This is a genomic window from Streptomyces cathayae, from assembly GCF_029760955.1.
Classification (GTDB): domain Bacteria; phylum Actinomycetota; class Actinomycetes; order Streptomycetales; family Streptomycetaceae; genus Streptomyces; species Streptomyces cathayae.
In genome coordinates this window covers 3,525,310-3,541,020 of sequence record NZ_CP121682.1, presented here as the reverse complement: position 1 = coordinate 3,541,020, position 15,711 = coordinate 3,525,310, and the positions used below count along the sequence as shown (strand labels likewise).

Genomic DNA, 15,711 nt, shown 5'->3' with positions numbered 1-15,711 from the left:
TACGTAGGCCCCGGAGTGCGTACGCCCCGGCGTACGTGGGGGAGACTGGGGTCATGACTCCCACGACGGAGACCACGGTCGGCATCGGCGGCGCCGCGGAGAGCACCGACATGGTGCTCAACATCGGGCCCCAGCATCCGTCCACGCACGGCGTGCTGCGGCTGAAGCTCGTCCTGGACGGCGAGCTCATCCACCACGCGGAGCCCGTGATCGGCTACATGCACCGGGGCGCGGAGAAGCTGTTCGAGGCGCGCGACTACCGCCAGATCATCATGCTGGCCAACCGCCACGACTGGCTGTCGGCGTTCTCCAACGAGCTGGGCGTGGTCCTCGGGGTGGAGCGGATGCTCGGCATGGAGGTCCCCGAGCGCGCGGTGTGGCTGCGCACGCTGCTCGCGGAGCTGAACCGGGTGCTCAACCACCTGATGTTCCTCGGTTCCTATCCGCTGGAGCTCGGCGGCATCACGCCGATCTTCTACGCCTTCCACGAGCGCGAGGAGCTCCAGCACGTCATGGAGGAGGTCTCCGGCGGTCGCATGCACTACATGTTCAACCGCGTGGGCGGCCTCAAGGAGGACCTGCCGGCGGGATGGACCACCCGCGCGCGCGACGCGGTCGCCGACGTGCGCTCCCGCATGAACCGCTTCGACGACCTGGTGCTCGGCAACGAGATCTTCCGGGGCCGCACCCGCGGGGTGGGCGTCCTCTCCGCGGACGTCGTGCACGCGTACGGCGTGAGCGGACCGATCGCCCGTGCCTCGGGCGTCGACTTCGACCTGCGCCGCGACGAGCCGTATCTCGCCTACGGCGAACTGGGGGACGTCCTGAAGGTCGTGACCCGCGAGGAGGGCGACTGCCTCGCCCGCTTCGAGTGCCTCCTGGAGCAGACCTACAACTCCCTCGACCTCGCCGACGCCTGTCTCGACCGGCTCGCCGGCCTGCCGCCGGGACCGGTCAACCAGCGGCTCCCGAAGGTCCTCAAGGCACCCGAGGGGCACACCTACGCGTGGACCGAAAACCCGCTCGGCATCAACGGGTACTACCTGGTCAGCAAGGGCGAGAAGACGCCGTACCGGCTGAAGCTGCGCTCGGCGTCGTACAACAACATCCAGGCGCTCACCGAACTGCTGCCGGGGACGCTGGTCTCGGACATGGTGGCGATCCTGGGGTCGATGTTCTTCGTGGTGGGAGACATCGACAAGTAGGGACAGGCAACGGCGGGTGATCCGGGTGATCCGGATCATCCGAGCAGTTCGGGTGCTCCGGGTGATCGAAGAACAGTGCCGGCCCGCGGGGGTCAGTCCGCGAGGACGTCCGGGATGCCCACGGGCTGCAGCAGCCACCCGAAGTCGCCGAGTCCGCCCGTCGCGGTGAGTTCGGCGGCCTGGGAGGCGCCCGCGAGGGCGCGCACGTAGCCGGCGGGGTCGGCGGACGCCAGCGTGAGCGGGGGGCGCGCGCCGGTGAGGCCCAGGGAGCGCAGGGCCGCCCGCTGAGGGAGCAGGCGGGCACCGGGGAGCGCGCAGGCCGCCGCGCAGGAGTCGAGGGCGACGTGCGCGGTGATGTCGCACGACCCGTCCGGCACGGGCGTCGTCTCCCGCCCCTCCCGGAAGCCCGTGAGGGTCCCGAACGGCGGGCGCGCGTCCGCCGAGTGCGCGTAGTCCACGGCGACGGCGAGCCCCCGCTCGAGCGTCCCGACCGCCGCCGCCCACGCCAGGTCCCGGGGCAGCCCGATCTCCGCCCGCAGCCCCTCCCCGCCCGGCAGCGGCCACCAGCGGGCCAGCCACTCGGCCTCCGGACCGGTGACCGGCGCCCCGAGCCGTTCCGTGCCGTCCTTCCGCACCAGCACCCGGCGCAAGGCGCCCGCCGGGTCCACCTCGGCGACCTCCAGGGGCACGTTGTCCAGCCACTCGTTGGCGAACAGCAGCCCGGTGATCCCTTCCGGGGGCTCGGTCCGCCACTCGATGCCGCGGTCGAGTCCGCCGGGACGGCCGGCGAGTTCGACGGCGTACGCCCGCACGCGCGCCGCCACCCCGGCGGGCAGCGCGGCGAGGACGCCCGTGACCAGTTCGCCCCGGCCCGCCCCCATGTCCACGAAGTCGAGCACCGCGGGCCGGCCCAGCACCTCGTCGACCCGGCACAGCAGCCGTGCCACGGCCCCGGCGAACAGCGGTGAGGCGTGCACCGACGTACGGAAGTGCCCGGCGGGGCCCTCCGGCCGACGGTAGAAGCCGTCCGGCCCGTACAGGGCGGCCCGGGCCGCCGCTCCCCAACCGCGCCAGCCGCCTTCCGTCACCGCCGTCACCGGCGCCCCCCGCCGCTCGTCGTCGCTGTCACGGAGCCAGGTTAAGCGCGCGGATATGCCGGGCCTCCACCTTGCGGAGTACACGTGCCGACCGGGGATCGGCCCTCCGGTTGACCCCTGCACGCAGTTTGCTTCCCTACGCTGGGTCACGTGCAGCGCTTCTATGATTTTCTCCGCAGACACCCGACAGGGGTGGACGGCTTCTGGGCCGTGGTCCTGTTCGGGATTTCGTTGTTCAGCGGAGCACCCGTCGAGGAGGGCCACGGGACCCCGCCGACGGCCCTGGCCGTGACGGTCACGCTGCTGCTGTCGCTGGTCGTCGCGCTGCGCCGCCGGATGCCGGAGCGGATGCTGGTCCTGGCCGTCGTGCTGGGCGTGCTCCAGGTGATCCTGAACGTGGCGACGGTGCCCGCCGACTTCGCCCTGCTGGTGATCGTCTACACGGTCGCCACCGTCGGCGCCCGCTGGGCCTCCCGGCTGGCGCTGGTCGCCGGCCTGTGCGCGGCTCCCGTGGCGCAGGCGCGCTGGCCGTTCGAGGACGTGAGCGTGGCGGGCAACATCGCCATGGTGATCTTCCAGACCGTGCCCTTCGCCCTCGCCTGGGTGCTCGGCGACTCCATGCGCACCCGGCGTGCCTACTTCGCCCAACTGGAGGAGCGCGCCGCCCGGCTGGAGAAGGAGCGCGAGGCGCAGGCCAAGGTCGCGGTCGCCGCCGAACGCGCCCGCATAGCCCGTGAACTGCACGACGTCGTCGCCCACAACGTGTCGGTGATGGTGGTCCAGGCCGACGGCGCCGCCTACGTCCTCGACGCCGCGCCCGACCAGGCGAAGAAGGCCCTGGAGACCATCTCCTCCACCGGCCGCCAGGCCCTCGCCGAGATGCGCCGCCTGCTCGGCGTGCTGCGCACCGGCGAGCACGAGGAGGCCGGCGAGTACGTGCCGCAGCCCGACGCGCAGCAGATCGAGGACCTCGTCGAGCAGTGCCGGGAGGCCGGACTGCCGGTGGACTTCAAGATCGAGGGCACCCCGCGTCCGCTGCCCAGCGGTGTGGAACTCACCGCGTACCGCATCGTGCAGGAGGCGCTCACCAACACCCGCAAGCACGGCGGGCCCGACACGGGCGCCAGCGTGCGCCTGGTGTACTTCGACGACGGTCTCGGCCTGCTGGTGGAGGACGACGGCAAGGGCGCCCCGCACGAGCTGTACGAGGAGGGCGGGTTCGACGGCCAGGGCCACGGTCTGATCGGCATGCGCGAGCGGGTCGGTATGGTCGGCGGCACCCTGGACGCGGGTCCGCGGCCGGGCGGAGGATTCCGCATCAGTGTCCTGCTGCCGCTCAAACCCGGCCCCTGACACCCGGACGCTCGCGCACGCCCTGTGCCGACCACTGCGACACTGGCCTGGAACCGGACTGGAAGAGGACCCGATGGCGATCCGCGTGATGCTCGTCGACGACCAGGTGCTGCTGCGCACCGGGTTCCGGATGGTGCTCGACGCCCAACCGGACATGGAGGTCGTGGCGGAGGCGGGCGACGGTGTGGAGGCCCTCCAGGTGCTGCGCGCCACCGCCGTCGACGTGGTGCTCATGGACGTCCGGATGCCGAAGCTGGACGGGGTGGAGGCGACCCGCCGGATCTGCGCGGACACCGACCCGCCGAAGGTGCTGATCCTGACCACCTTCGACCTCGACGAGTACGCCTTCTCCGGGCTGAAGGCGGGCGCCTCCGGCTTCATGCTCAAGGACGTGCCCCCCGGCGAACTGCTCGCCGCGATCCGCGCGGTGCACAGCGGCGACGCCGTGGTCGCGCCGTCCACCACCCGCCGGCTCCTGAACCGCTTCGCCCCCATGCTGCCGACCACCGCCGAGCAGCCCCGGCACAAGGCGCTGGAGCGGCTCACCGGGCGGGAGCGGGAGGTCATGGTGCTGGTCGCGCAGGGCCTGTCCAACGGCGAGATCGCGGCCCGGCTGGTGCTGTCGGAGGCGACGGTGAAGACGCACGTGGGCCGCATCCTGACCAAGCTGGGGCTGCGGGACCGGGTGCAGGTGGTGGTCCTCGCCTACGAGACGGGACTGGTACGGGCCGGCGGAAACGGCTGACCGGGGGCCCCGGCGTCGGTAGGGTCGGCGCATGCTGCTGTGGATCAACGGCCCTTTCGGGGGCGGTAAGACACACACCGCGTACGAGATACACCGTCGTCTCCCGGGCAGCGTCGTCTGCGACCCGGAGCACGCCGGTTTCGGGCTGCGCCGCATGCTGCCGCCCGAACTGCGGGAAGACTTCCGGGAGCTGACCTCCTGGCGGCAGGGCGTCGTCGAGGTCCTCGACCTCGTCCTCACCCGGCACGACGGCGTCGTGATCGCGCCGATGACGGTCACGGACTCCGGCCACTTCGCCGAGACGGTCGGCCGGCTGCGCGAACTCGGCCACGACGTCCACCACTTCGCCCTCCTCGCCGAACGGGAGACGGTGCTGAGGCGGCTGCGCGAACGCGGCCTCGGACGCCTGCTGCGCTCCGTCGCGGGAAAGAACGCGGGCCCGCACCGGGAGAGTCGGGCCGTGCAGCAGCTCGATCACTGTCTGGAGCGGCTCGCCGGACCGGAGTTCGCCGAGCATTTGTGGACGGACCGCACCACCGTGCCGAAGACGGCGGACCGCATCGCCGTACTGGCGGGGCTGGAGCTGCGCCCCCACCACGAGGGCCCGCTGCGCACCCGGCTGCGGCAGGCGCGCGTCGGGCTCCGGCACATCCGCTTCGACTGAGGCTCCCGCCGGCGCCGCGGCGATGCGGGCGCCGCCGGCCCCGCGGGCACTACCCTCCGGCCGTCCCCGGCGTCGGCACCGTCTCCGTCAGCCGGTTCACGAACTCCGCGGCCGCCGTCCGCACGTCGTCGGGGGTCCACTCCAGGCCGGCCGCCCGCACGTACACCTCGGTGAGCGCCAGGCCGGGGCCCCGCTGATCCCAGCCGTTGGCGAACAGCATGGTCCCCGTCTCCTCGGCCGTGCGGATCGCCGACTGTGCGAGGGTCTCCGCGTCGTACGGCAGCCACACCTGGAAGTCGTGGGTGTGCGGCACCTCGGGATGGACGCGGGCCCACGGCACCCCGGCCGTGGCCAGGCCCTCGCGCAGCGCGGCGGCCACCACCCGCGCGTGGGTGACGTACTCCGGCAGCCGGGGCAGCTCCCGCTCCAGACCGATCAGGGCCGACAGCGCGGTCGGGAACTGCTGGAAGGCGGTGCCGCCGTACCGGTGCCGCCAGGCCTTCGCCTCCGCCACCAGCGCCCCGGGACCGGCGAGGGCCGCGCCGCCGAAGCCGTCGAGCGACTTGTAGAACGACACGTAGACGCTGTCCGCCAGGCCGGCGATCTCGTCCAGCGGCCGGCCGAAGTGGACGACGCACTCCCACAGCCGGGCCCCGTCGAAGTGCACCACGGCCTCGCGTTCCCGCGCGGCGGCCACCACCTCGGTGAGCTCCTCCCAGGTGGGCAGCAGGAAACCGGCGTCCCGGAGGGGGAGCTCCAGCATCAGCGCGCCGAAGGGCTCATCGAAGTCCCGCACCTCGGCGGCGGTCGGCGTCCTGGGCTCGCTCGTCACCCGCACCGGACGCAGCCCGGCGACCCGGCTGAACGCGTTCCGCTCGTGGACCTCGGGGTGGCTGAGCCCGTGCAGGGCGACGACGGGACTGCCGGTACGGCCCGCCCAGCAGCGCAGCGCCACCTGCTGGGCCATCGTGCCGGTCGGGAAGAACGCGGCCGCCTCGGTGCCGAGGAGCCCGGCGACCCGCTCCTCCAGCGCCTCGACGACACCGTCGCCGTACAGGTCGGACGCCTCGTCCAGGTCGTACCGGCCGTCCGCCTCCGCCAGCAGCGCCAGCCGTTCCCGGAGCGTGCCCAGGAACCCGGGGCGGGCGAGGACGCGCGGGGCGGCGCGATAGGCGGCGACCCGCCGTTCGCGGAGCTCGCGGTGCCCCTCCCCACCGGTGCGCCGCTCGTCCTGTTCCGCTGGTGCCATGCCGTTGTCCGCCGTATCACCCATGCCCGGGATCATCCCCCGCGCGGGGGAGCGGGGGCATCAGGGTTTGCGTTCTGAGTTCTGCGCTCCGTGTTCTGCGTTCCGCGTTCCGCACACGACGGCGCGACCGAACACCCGGGGAACCGATCGCGTTAACATGACGAGAAATCGTCCGGTACCCCGAGCGGACTGGAACGGGAAGGCCGCCGTCGCGTGAACACAGCCCCACAACCGGATCCCAGGGACCGCCCCGCGCGGCTCACCGTCGGCGTCGTCGGCGCCGGGCGGGTGGGCCCGGCCCTGGCCGCGTCCCTCCGACTCGCCGGACACCGACCGGTGGCCGTCTCCGCCGTCTCCGCCGCGTCCAGGGGGCGGGCCGAGCAACTGCTCCCCGGCGTACCGGTGGTCCCGCCCGCCGAGGTGCTGGCGCGGGCCGAGCTGGTGCTGCTGACCGTCCCGGACGACGCGCTGCCCGAGCTGGTCTCCGGACTCGCCGGGACGGGGGCGGTGCGGCCGGGCCAACTCCTCGTGCACACCTCCGGGCGGTACGGCGCGAAGGTGCTGGACCCCGCCCTGCGGGCCGGGGCGCTGCCGCTGGCCCTGCACCCGGCGATGACGTTCACCGGCACCCCCGTGGACGTGCAGCGGCTCGCCGGGTGCTCCTTCGGCGTGACGGCGCCCGGGGAGCTGCGGCTGGCCGCCGAGGCGCTGGTGATCGAGATGGGCGGCGAACCGGAGTGGATCGCCGAGGAGAACCGCCCGCTCTACCACGCGGCCCTCGCCCTGGGCGCCAACCACCTGGTCACCCTGGTCGCGCAGTCCCTGGAACTGCTGCGCACCGCCGGGGTCGAGGCACCCGACCGGATGCTCGGCCCGCTGCTCGGCGCGGCCCTGGACAACGCCCTGCGCTCCGGCGACGCGGCCCTCACCGGCCCCGTCGCGCGCGGTGACGCCGGCACCGTCTCCGCGCACGTCGCCGAGTTGCGGCGGCACGCCCCGCAGGCCGTCGCCGGCTACCTGGCGATGGCCCGCGCGACCGCGGACCGCGCCCTCGCCCACGGCCTGCTGAAGCCGGAGCTCGCCGAGGACCTGCTCGGGGTACTCGCCGGCGGGACGACGGACACCACCGGCGGCACGGGAGCCCCCGGCGAAGGCGACGGCGAAGGCGACGGCGGAGGGGAATCCCGATGACGACCACCCTGCTGCGCACCGCCGGGGAACTGCACGCACGCGCGCGCACGGGCCGCCGCGCCGTGGTGATGACCATGGGCGCCCTGCACGAGGGCCACGCCACCCTGATCCGCGCCGCCCGCGACCTCGTGGGCGCCGACGGCGAGGTGGTGACCACCGTCTTCGTCAACCCGCTGCAGTTCGGCGAGGGCGAGGACCTCGACCGGTACCCGCGCACCCTGGACGCCGACCTCGACGTCGCCGGGCGGGCGGGCGCCGACGCCGTCTTCGCCCCGTCGGCCGACGAGGTCTACCCGGGCGGCGAGCCCCAGGTCCGGATCAGCGCCGGCCCCATGGGCGAACGCCTGGAGGGCGCCACCCGCCCCGGTCACTTCGACGGCATGCTCACCGTCGTCGCCAAACTGCTGCACCTCACGCGCCCCGACGTCGCCCTGTACGGCCAGAAGGACGCCCAGCAGCTCGCCCTGATCCGCCGCATGGTGCGCGACCTGAACTTCGGCGTCGACATCGTCGCGGTCCCCACCGTCCGCGAGGAGGACGGACTGGCCCTGTCCAGCCGCAACCGCTACCTCTCCGCCGCGGAGCGGCGCACCGCCCTCGCGCTGTCCGGCGCGCTGTTCGCCGGCCGGGACCGGCACGCCGCGCAGGAGGCACTGCGCGCGCGGGCCCGCGAAGTGCCCTCCACGCACGCGCGGGCCGAGGCGCTCAACGCGCTGGGCGAGTCCCGCGCGGCGGCCGACGCGCACGCCGTCGCCACGGCGGCCGGCCCGGCGGCCGTCCTCGCCGCCGCCCGCCAGGTCCTCGACGGGGCAGCCCGCCTCACCCCGCCGCTCACCCTGGACTACCTGGCCCTGGTCGACCCCTCGGACTTCACCGGGATCGGCGCCGACTTCACCGGCGAGGCCGTCCTCGCGGTGGCCGCCCGGGTCGGGACGACCCGCCTGATCGACAACCTCCCCCTGACCTTCGGCACCCTCGGAGCCACCTCGTGACCAGCACCGGCATACGACTGCACGCGCCCGCGCCCGGGTGGTCCATCGACGCCGACGTCGTGGTCGTCGGCTCCGGTGTCGCCGGACTGACCGCGGCGCTGCGCTGCGAGGCCGCCGGACTGACCACCGTCGTGGTCACCAAGGCCCGGCTCGACGACGGCTCCACCCGCTGGGCCCAGGGCGGCATCGCCGCCGCCCTGGGCGAGGGCGACACCCCCGAGCAGCACCGGGACGACACCCTGGTGGCCGGCGCGGGCCTGTGCGACGAGGAAGCGGTCCGCCTCCTCGTCACCGAGGGCCCCGACGCGGTACGCCGTCTCATCGCCACCGGCGCCCACTTCGACGAGTCCTCCGAGGGCGGCCTGGAACTGACCCGGGAGGGCGGTCACCACCGCCGGCGCATCGCGCACGCGGGCGGGGACGCCACCGGCGCGGAGATCTCCCGCGCGCTGGTGGAGGCCGTGCGCGCGGCCGGAACGCGCACCATCGAGAACGCGCTCGTCCTGGACCTGCTGACGGACGCCGAGGGCCGCACTGCGGGTGTGACCCTGCACGTCATGGGGGAGGGCCAGCACGACGGCGTGGGGGCCGTGCACGCCCCCGCGGTGGTGCTCGCGACCGGTGGCATGGGCCAGGTGTTCAGCGCGACCACGAACCCCTCCGTCTCCACCGGCGACGGTGTGGCGCTGGCCCTGCGCGCGGGCGCCGAGGTCAGCGACCTCGAGTTCGTCCAGTTCCACCCGACCGTCCTGTTCCTCGGCCCCGACGCGGAGGGCCAGCAGCCCCTGGTCTCCGAGGCGGTACGCGGCGAGGGCGCCCACCTGGTCGACGCCGACGGCGTGCGCTTCATGACGGGGCAGCACGAGCTTGCCGAACTCGCCCCGCGCGACATCGTCGCCAAGGGCATCATGCGCCGGATGCGGGAGCGGGACGCCGAGCACATGTACCTCGACGCCCGCCACTTCGGTGCCGAGATGTGGGAGCACCGCTTCCCGACGATCCTCGCCGCCTGCCGCGCCCACGGCATCGACCCGGTCACCGAGCCCGTCCCGGTCGCCCCGGCCGCCCACTACGCCTCCGGCGGCGTCCGCACCGACTCCCGGGGCCGCACCACCGTCCCCGGTCTGTACGCGTGCGGGGAGGTCGCCTGCACCGGCGTGCACGGCGCCAACCGGCTCGCCTCCAACTCCCTCCTGGAGGGCCTGGTCTACGCCGAGCGCATCGTCGCCGACATCGCCGCGAGCCGGACCGGGGACACCCTCCACGCGCGCGTGCCCCAGCCCCTCCCGCAGGCCGGCCGCCCCCGGCACCCCCTGCTCCCCCCGGAGGCCCGCTTCACCATCCAGCGGATCATGACCCGGGGCGCCGGTGTGCTGCGCTCCGCCGACTCGCTCGACCGGGCCGCCGACGGGCTCCGGCGGCTGCACGCCGACGCCCGCGACGCCCTCGACGAGAACGGCAAGACCGCCGAGCCCGGCGTCGACACCTGGGAGGCCACCAACCTCCTGTGCGTGGCCCGCGTCCTGGTCGCCGCCGCGCGGCAGCGCGAGGAGACCCGCGGCTGCCACTGGCGCGAGGACCGGCCCGAGCGCGACGACACCGCCTGGCGCCGGCACATCGTCGTACGGCTGAATCCGGACCGCACGCTGGCGGCGCACACCACCGACACCACAGACTTCCCCCCGACCCTCCCCCTTCAGGCCCCTCAGGAGCAGTGACTGCCGTGACCACCCCAGATCTTCCCCTCGCCCCGTCCGGTGGCTGCGGTGACGGCTGCGCTTGCGGCGAAGCCCCCGACGGATACGACAGCTATGACGATTACACGGAGTGCGGCCTCGACCCCGCGCTCGCCCAGCTCCTGGCCGATTCCGGTCTGGACCCGGTGGAGGTCGAGGACATCGCCCAGGTCGCCATCCAGGAGGACCTGGCGGGCGGTGTGGACGTGACGACGGTCGCGACCATCCCGGAGGACGCCGTCGCCACCGCCGACTTCACCGCGCGGGAAGCGGGCGTCGTGGCGGGCCTGAGGATCGCCGAGGCCGTCATGTCGGTGGTCTGCACGTCGGAGTTCGAGGTTGAACGGCACGTGGAGGACGGCGACCGGGTGGAGGCCGGTGACAAGCTGCTCTCCGTCACCGCCCGCACCCGGGACCTCCTCACGGCGGAGCGCAGCGCCCTGAACCTCCTGTGCCGTCTGTCGGGCATCGCGACGGCCACGCGCGCGTGGGCGGACGCCCTGGAGGGCACCCGGGCCGAGGTCCGCGACACCCGCAAGACCACCCCGGGCCTGCGTTCCCTGGAGAAGTTCGCCGTGCGCTGCGGCGGCGGCGTCAACCACCGCATGTCGCTCTCCGACGCGGCCCTGGTCAAGGACAACCACGTCGTCGCCGCGGGCGGTGTCGCCCAGGCCTTCCAGGCGGTCCGGGAGCGCTTCCCCGACGTACCGATCGAGGTCGAGGTCGACACCCTGCACCAGCTCCGTGAGGTCGTGGACGCCGGCGCCGACCTGATCCTGCTGGACAACTTCACGCCCGGTGAGTGCGAGGAGGCCGTGGCCGTCGTCGCCGGCCGGGCAGCGCTGGAGGCGTCCGGCCGGCTCACCCTCGGCAACGCCAAGGCGTACGCCGGCACGGGAGTCGACTACCTCGCCGTGGGAGCCCTCACCCACTCCTCGCCGATCCTGGACATCGGCCTGGACCTGCGGGCAGCGGAGTAGGGGCCGGCCATGCTGCTGACGATCGACGTGGGCAACACGCACACCGTCCTGGGTCTGTTCGACGGCGAGGACATCGTCGAACACTGGCGGATCTCCACCGATCCGCGCCGCACGGCCGACGAGTTCGCGGTCCTGCTCCAGGGCCTGATGGGCATGCACCCCCTGCTCGGCGACGAACTGGGGGACGGTATCGACGGCATCGCCATCTGCGCGACGGTCCCCTCCGTCCTGCACGAACTCCGTGAGGTGACCCGCCGCTACTACGGCGACGTGCCCGCGGTACTGGTCGAGCCGGGCGTGAAGACGGGCGTGCCGATCCAGTTCGACCACCCCAAGGAGGTCGGCGCCGACCGCATCATCAACGCGGTCGCGGCGAACGAGCTCTACGGCGGTCCGGCGATCGTCGTCGACTTCGGCACCGCCACCACCTTCGACGCGATCTCGGTGCGCGGGGAGTACGTCGGCGGGGTCATCGCCCCCGGCATCGAGATCTCGGTGGAGGCCCTCGGGGTCAGGGCCGCGCAACTGCGCAAGATCGAGGTGGCGCGGCCCCGGAGCGTGATCGGCAAGAACACGGTCGAGGCGATGCAGTCCGGCATCGTCTACGGCTTCGCCGGCCAGGTGGACGGTGTGGCCCGCCGGATGGCCCGTGAGCTCTCCGACGACCCCGAGCAGGTGACCGTCATCGCGACGGGCGGACTGGCGCCGATGGTCCTGGGCGAGAGCGAGGTCATCGACGAGCACGAGCCCTGGCTGACCCTCATCGGCCTGCGCCTGGTCTACGAACGGAACGTGTCGCGGATGTGAGGGAGCGGGCGGACGCCTTCCACCCGGGTGGCCGCCCCACGCCACACCCGTCCGTTATGCGGGGTTTGTCTGATTAGCGCGTATCGTCACGGCATGCCCACGCCCTACGGAACGCGCGGCGGCATGGTGTTCGGCGCGGAGGAGCTGCGTGTGCTCCGCCGCGCCCTCGCCCTCGCCCTGCACCCCATGTCCGCCTCGGCCGAAGACGTCCAGGACTGCCTCCGCCTCGCCGACTCCCTCGACGAGGCGATGCGGGAGTGCGCCAGGCTGCGCGCCTTCCTGGTGGCCGACCTCGGCCGCTACCGCGCCGCCCTGCCCGGAACAGCCGCCGGCTATCTCGTGCTCCTGGAGGAGGCGCTGGGCGCCGGATACCGCCCCGACCCCGACGATCTCGCCGCGCTCCGGGCGCTGCGCGGCAACCCCACCGCCGCCGCCCTCCTGGACCGCTGCCGGCTCCTCGCCGAGCAGGACGTACGCGCCCGCCTGGCCGGCCGCGCGGTCCCTGTCGCCGACCCCCTGCCCGGCGCCCCGGTCTCCCGCCTCCGGCTCCTCGCCCTGCCGGGCGGCCAGGCTGAGGGGGCCGAAGGGGTGGAGGGTGCCGAGGGCGGCGAGAGCTCGGAGAAGCCGGAGCGGTCCGAGAAGATCGAGAAGGCCGAGAAGCCCGAGAAGGCCGAGAAGTCCGAGAGGGGCAAGAAGAAGCCGGAGCGCGAGCCGTCCGCCCCGCGGCCCGAGCCCGTCCCCGACCCGGCCCCCGCCCCCGGTGCGCCGAAGCCCGGCCGGCCCTTTCCCACCCCGGGCGAGGTCTTCCCCCGCCGCAAGCCGGTTCCGCCCCCGTCGGGCCGGCGGCTGGCCGCGGGCTGAAAAACCCGCCGGACCGCGCCCACCCCGGCCCGGCCGTCCGCCGCGCCCTGGCTACTCTGGACCCATGGAATACGTCGCCGCGCTGCTGCCCTCGGCCGTCATGGCCGCCCTCTTCATCGCTGTGATCCGGGTGATCGTGAAAACCCAGGGCGGCGCCAACAAGGCCAAGGAGGACGCCGCCGTGGACGCGGCCCTCGCCCGCGCGGAGGGCGCCCGGCAGCCCTCCACCAGGGCCGACGGCTGACCGGGAGCGCGAGAGCGCGGAAGCGCGAGAGCGCGGAAGCGCGACAGGCGCGGCGGGCGAGGCGGGCCGGTCCGGGCGTACGGCTCGGGCGTGGTCGGGCGCGGACCGTGCGCCCTTTTTGTCCGCGTTCACCGGTGTTCACCAGTGTTCAAGTGCGTTCGGTAAGCAGCGGGCGGTATTTCCCACTACTGTGCAGTTGTGCCTCGCCCATTGGGAGAACTCGAAGACGCGGTCATGACGCGGGTGTGGAAGTGGAACCGCCCGGTGACCGTTCGGGAAGTCCTGGAAGATCTGCAGAAGGAACGGTCCATCGCGTACACCACGGTGATGACCGTTCTGGACAATCTCCATCAGAAGGGCTGGGTGCGCCGTGAGGCGGAAGGCCGGGCCTATCGATATGAGGCGGTCTCCACCCGCGCCGCCTACGCCGCCGCGCTGATGAACGAGGCGTGGTCGCAGAGCGACAACGGGGCCGCCGCACTCGTCGCCTTCTTCGGCATGATGAGCGAGGAACAGCGTCAGTCCCTCCGGGACGCGGTACGCGTTGTCGGGCTGCCGGAAACGACGGAACAACCCCGCCCGGCCGAACAACCCCGCCCGGCCGAACAACCCGGATCCGTTCCACGATCCGGCCCGGCGGAACCCCCGGGTGAGAACCCCGCCTCCGCAGAGGGCCGCAGCGGGCGATAGCGTCCGCTCATGTCAGCAGACAGCCCCGATGTCACCGCAAAAGCCATCACCGTCCGCCGGGCCCGCACCAGCGACGTCCCGGCCGTGCGCCGCCTCCTGGACGCCTACGTCCGCAAGGGCATCCTGCTCGACAAAGCAACGGTGACGCTTTACGAGGCGATCCAGGAGTTCTGGATCGCGGAACGGGACGACAACGCCGAGGTGGTCGGCTGCGGCGCGCTGCATGTGATGTGGGAAGACCTCGCGGAAGTCCGTACTCTCGCCGTGAAGCCCGGTCTGAAGGGCGCCGGTGTGGGCCACCACTTGCTGGAGAAGTTGCTGCAGACCGCCCGCTGGCTCGGTGTTCGCCGGGTTTTCTGTCTGACCTTCGAAGTCGACTTCTTCGGCAGCCACGGCTTCGTGGAGATCGGTGAGACGCCGGTCGACACCGATGTGTACGCCGAGCTGCTGCGTTCCTATGACGAGGGAGTCGCGGAGTTCCTTGGTCTCGAACGAGTGAAACCGAACACCCTGGGCAACAGCCGCATGCTTCTGCATCTGTGATCGTCGCCGTTCCGGGCCCGTGTTCCGTGCCCGATGCCATGCGGCGGAGGGCCCCGCGCACAACGCCAAGACGTATTCCGCATCGTGCCTTGACCTCGTTCCCTATGTCCGAAACGCGCACGTTTCCGGGCCGTCGGACGGCGACGGACCTCTCCCCGGGGTTTGTGTTTTTTCGTCAAAAGCGGTTTGCTTTCCGAGGTACTGCAGTAGTTCATATAACAAGGGGACGGCGATACGGCGGATGCCGGTACATCCCGGTCCTCAAGTTGTCGATGAAAGGAAATCCGGTGGCACAGAAGGTTCAGGTCCTTCTTGTCGACGACCTCGACGGCGGCGAGGCGGACGAGACCGTGACGTTCGCGTTGGACGGCAAGACATACGAGATCGATCTCACCACCGCCAATGCGGACAAGCTCCGCGGCCTTCTCGAGCCTTACGTGAAGGGCGGCCGTCGGACGGGAGGCCGTGCTTCGGGCGGGCGTGGAAAGGCCCGCGCCTCTTCCGCCGGCAACCAGGACACCGCGGCGATCCGCGCCTGGGCGAAGGCGAACGGCCACGAGGTCAACGACCGCGGCCGTGTACCCGCGGCCATTCGCGAGGCCTACGAGCGGGCGAACGGCTGAGCGTCGGTTCGACCGGCCTCGCGCATGCCGGCCGGCGGCCGGTCGCAGGCGCGCAGCAGTCGAACGCGGTGGCACTGAGTGGCCACCGTGCTCACCAGTCGTACGAGATCGGGGGCGTCGCCCCGGCCCCCCGTCGCCGACAGTGCCGGCAGCGAGGCCTCGCCCTCGCGCCCCGGACCGGGGGGTCGCAGCCAGACGGCGGCCCCCTGTGAACCGGCGCGGACCGCAGGCGGCCGGAGAGCACCGGGGCCGGCCGCGGGGGGCGGCGGAGCGTCGATGAGGCCGCCCGCGCCGATCGCGGTGAGATCCAGGGCCAGCGTGCCCCACTCCAGCCAGTCGAGCAGTCCCGGCAGTTCCTCCGCGCTGCCCGCGGCCATCAGCAGCAGCATCCGGCCGCGCTGCAGGGCCACCGGAAAACCCGCGGCCGCCGGTCCCGTCCGCCCGTCCCCCCGCAGGCGCTCCAGTGCCGCGTGTCCCGCCTCGGCGGGTACGTCCAGGACGTCGAAGCGCACTCCCACCGCCAGTCGGACCGGGTCCCCGGGCACCGTCGGCCAGCCCTGTTCGTTCTCGTACCAGTGCCGGACCGGATCGACCGGTCCGACCGGGCCGCTGGGTCCGTTCGGTTCGCCTGGCGTGCTCGGGCCGACCATGCCAAGTGCAACCGTCGGAAGACCATTCGGGTTACGCTAGGTGTACGCATATGCGCACAGAGTGTCGAATGAGGGCTGTGA

Annotated in this window: 17 protein-coding genes; 14 read left to right on the top strand and 3 right to left on the bottom strand. The window is 73.0% G+C overall.

Annotated features, from left to right (window positions below; all coding sequences use genetic code 11):
• Nucleotides 1–53 precede the first annotated feature (53 nt).
• Complete coding sequence (locus tag PYS65_RS16015; RefSeq protein ID WP_279334630.1) at nucleotides 54–1,205, top strand: NADH-quinone oxidoreductase subunit D; 1,152 nt, start codon at nucleotides 54–56, stop codon at nucleotides 1,203–1,205.
• A 92-nt stretch (nucleotides 1,206–1,297) separates the two neighbouring features.
• Here the strand turns inward: PYS65_RS16015 and PYS65_RS16010 are convergent, their stop codons facing one another.
• Nucleotides 1,298–2,302 carry an SAM-dependent methyltransferase gene (locus PYS65_RS16010; RefSeq protein WP_279334629.1) on the bottom strand — a complete coding sequence of 335 codons (1,005 nt, stop codon included), beginning with the start codon at nucleotides 2,300–2,302 and terminating at the stop codon, nucleotides 1,298–1,300.
• A 150-nt stretch (nucleotides 2,303–2,452) separates the two neighbouring features.
• Between PYS65_RS16010 and PYS65_RS16005 the strand changes: the two genes are divergently transcribed.
• The 3 genes from PYS65_RS16005 to PYS65_RS15995 all read left to right on the top strand — a co-directional run bounded on the left by PYS65_RS16005 (nucleotide 2,453) and on the right by PYS65_RS15995 (nucleotide 5,064).
• Nucleotides 2,453–3,655 carry a sensor histidine kinase gene (locus tag PYS65_RS16005; RefSeq protein ID WP_279334628.1) on the top strand — a complete coding sequence of 401 codons (1,203 nt, stop codon included), beginning with the start codon at nucleotides 2,453–2,455 and terminating at the stop codon, nucleotides 3,653–3,655.
• 73 nt (nucleotides 3,656–3,728) lie between these two features.
• Nucleotides 3,729–4,400, top strand: coding sequence for a response regulator transcription factor (locus tag PYS65_RS16000; RefSeq protein ID WP_279334627.1), 672 nt, complete (start codon nucleotides 3,729–3,731; stop codon nucleotides 4,398–4,400).
• 31 nt (nucleotides 4,401–4,431) lie between these two features.
• Entirely contained in the window at nucleotides 4,432–5,064 is a 633-nt protein-coding gene (locus PYS65_RS15995) for an AAA family ATPase (RefSeq protein ID WP_279334626.1), read from the top strand.
• Nucleotides 5,065–5,113: 49 nt separating this feature from the next.
• Here PYS65_RS15995 and PYS65_RS15990 read toward each other — a convergent pair whose 3' ends face one another.
• Nucleotides 5,114–6,337 carry a threonine aldolase family protein gene (locus PYS65_RS15990; RefSeq protein ID WP_387036800.1) on the bottom strand — a complete coding sequence of 408 codons (1,224 nt, stop codon included), beginning with the start codon at nucleotides 6,335–6,337 and terminating at the stop codon, nucleotides 5,114–5,116.
• 189 nt (nucleotides 6,338–6,526) lie between these two features.
• Here PYS65_RS15990 and PYS65_RS15985 point away from each other — a divergent pair, with 189 nt between their 5' ends.
• The 10 genes from PYS65_RS15985 (at nucleotide 6,527) to PYS65_RS15940 (ending at nucleotide 14,980) form a co-directional block, all read left to right on the top strand.
• The gene (locus tag PYS65_RS15985; protein WP_279334625.1) at nucleotides 6,527–7,504 is read left to right on the top strand and encodes a Rossmann-like and DUF2520 domain-containing protein; all 978 of its coding nucleotides are present in this window, start codon (nucleotides 6,527–6,529) and stop codon (nucleotides 7,502–7,504) included.
• Entirely contained in the window at nucleotides 7,501–8,496 is a 996-nt protein-coding gene (gene panC / locus PYS65_RS15980) for a pantoate--beta-alanine ligase (protein WP_279334624.1), read from the top strand. The genes PYS65_RS15985 and panC overlap by 4 nt, the downstream gene beginning before the upstream one ends.
• Complete coding sequence (locus PYS65_RS15975; RefSeq protein WP_279334623.1) at nucleotides 8,493–10,214, top strand: L-aspartate oxidase; 1,722 nt, start codon at nucleotides 8,493–8,495, stop codon at nucleotides 10,212–10,214. Before panC ends, PYS65_RS15975 begins: the two co-directional genes overlap by 4 nt.
• A gap of 5 nt (nucleotides 10,215–10,219) precedes the next feature.
• Complete coding sequence (gene nadC, locus PYS65_RS15970) at nucleotides 10,220–11,212, top strand: carboxylating nicotinate-nucleotide diphosphorylase (RefSeq protein WP_279334622.1); 993 nt, start codon at nucleotides 10,220–10,222, stop codon at nucleotides 11,210–11,212.
• Nucleotides 11,213–11,221: 9 nt separating this feature from the next.
• Nucleotides 11,222–12,019, top strand: coding sequence for a type III pantothenate kinase (locus PYS65_RS15965; protein WP_279334621.1), 798 nt, complete (start codon nucleotides 11,222–11,224; stop codon nucleotides 12,017–12,019).
• Nucleotides 12,020–12,142: 123 nt separating this feature from the next.
• Nucleotides 12,143–12,880, top strand: a complete 738-nt coding sequence (locus PYS65_RS15960) for a hypothetical protein (RefSeq protein WP_279337965.1) — start codon at nucleotides 12,143–12,145, stop codon at nucleotides 12,878–12,880.
• Nucleotides 12,881–12,944: 64 nt separating this feature from the next.
• Complete coding sequence (locus PYS65_RS15955; RefSeq protein ID WP_279334620.1) at nucleotides 12,945–13,124, top strand: hypothetical protein; 180 nt, start codon at nucleotides 12,945–12,947, stop codon at nucleotides 13,122–13,124.
• Nucleotides 13,125–13,358: 234 nt separating this feature from the next.
• Nucleotides 13,359–13,814 (top strand): BlaI/MecI/CopY family transcriptional regulator, encoded by a 456-nt coding sequence (locus PYS65_RS15950; RefSeq protein ID WP_388707553.1) that lies wholly within the window; start codon nucleotides 13,359–13,361, stop codon nucleotides 13,812–13,814.
• 9 nt (nucleotides 13,815–13,823) lie between these two features.
• A complete protein-coding gene (locus tag PYS65_RS15945) occupies nucleotides 13,824–14,357 on the top strand; it encodes an amino-acid N-acetyltransferase (RefSeq protein WP_279334618.1) in 534 nt (177 codons plus the stop codon).
• A gap of 287 nt (nucleotides 14,358–14,644) precedes the next feature.
• Nucleotides 14,645–14,980 carry a histone-like nucleoid-structuring protein Lsr2 gene (locus tag PYS65_RS15940; RefSeq protein WP_279334617.1) on the top strand — a complete coding sequence of 112 codons (336 nt, stop codon included), beginning with the start codon at nucleotides 14,645–14,647 and terminating at the stop codon, nucleotides 14,978–14,980.
• On the opposite strand, the gene PYS65_RS15935 is transcribed toward PYS65_RS15940, so the two are convergent.
• Entirely contained in the window at nucleotides 14,959–15,630 is a 672-nt protein-coding gene (locus PYS65_RS15935) for an SCO3374 family protein (RefSeq protein ID WP_279334616.1), read from the bottom strand. The two genes, PYS65_RS15940 and PYS65_RS15935, sit on opposite strands and share 22 nt — an antisense overlap.
• Between the last annotated feature and the right edge of the window lie 81 nt (nucleotides 15,631–15,711).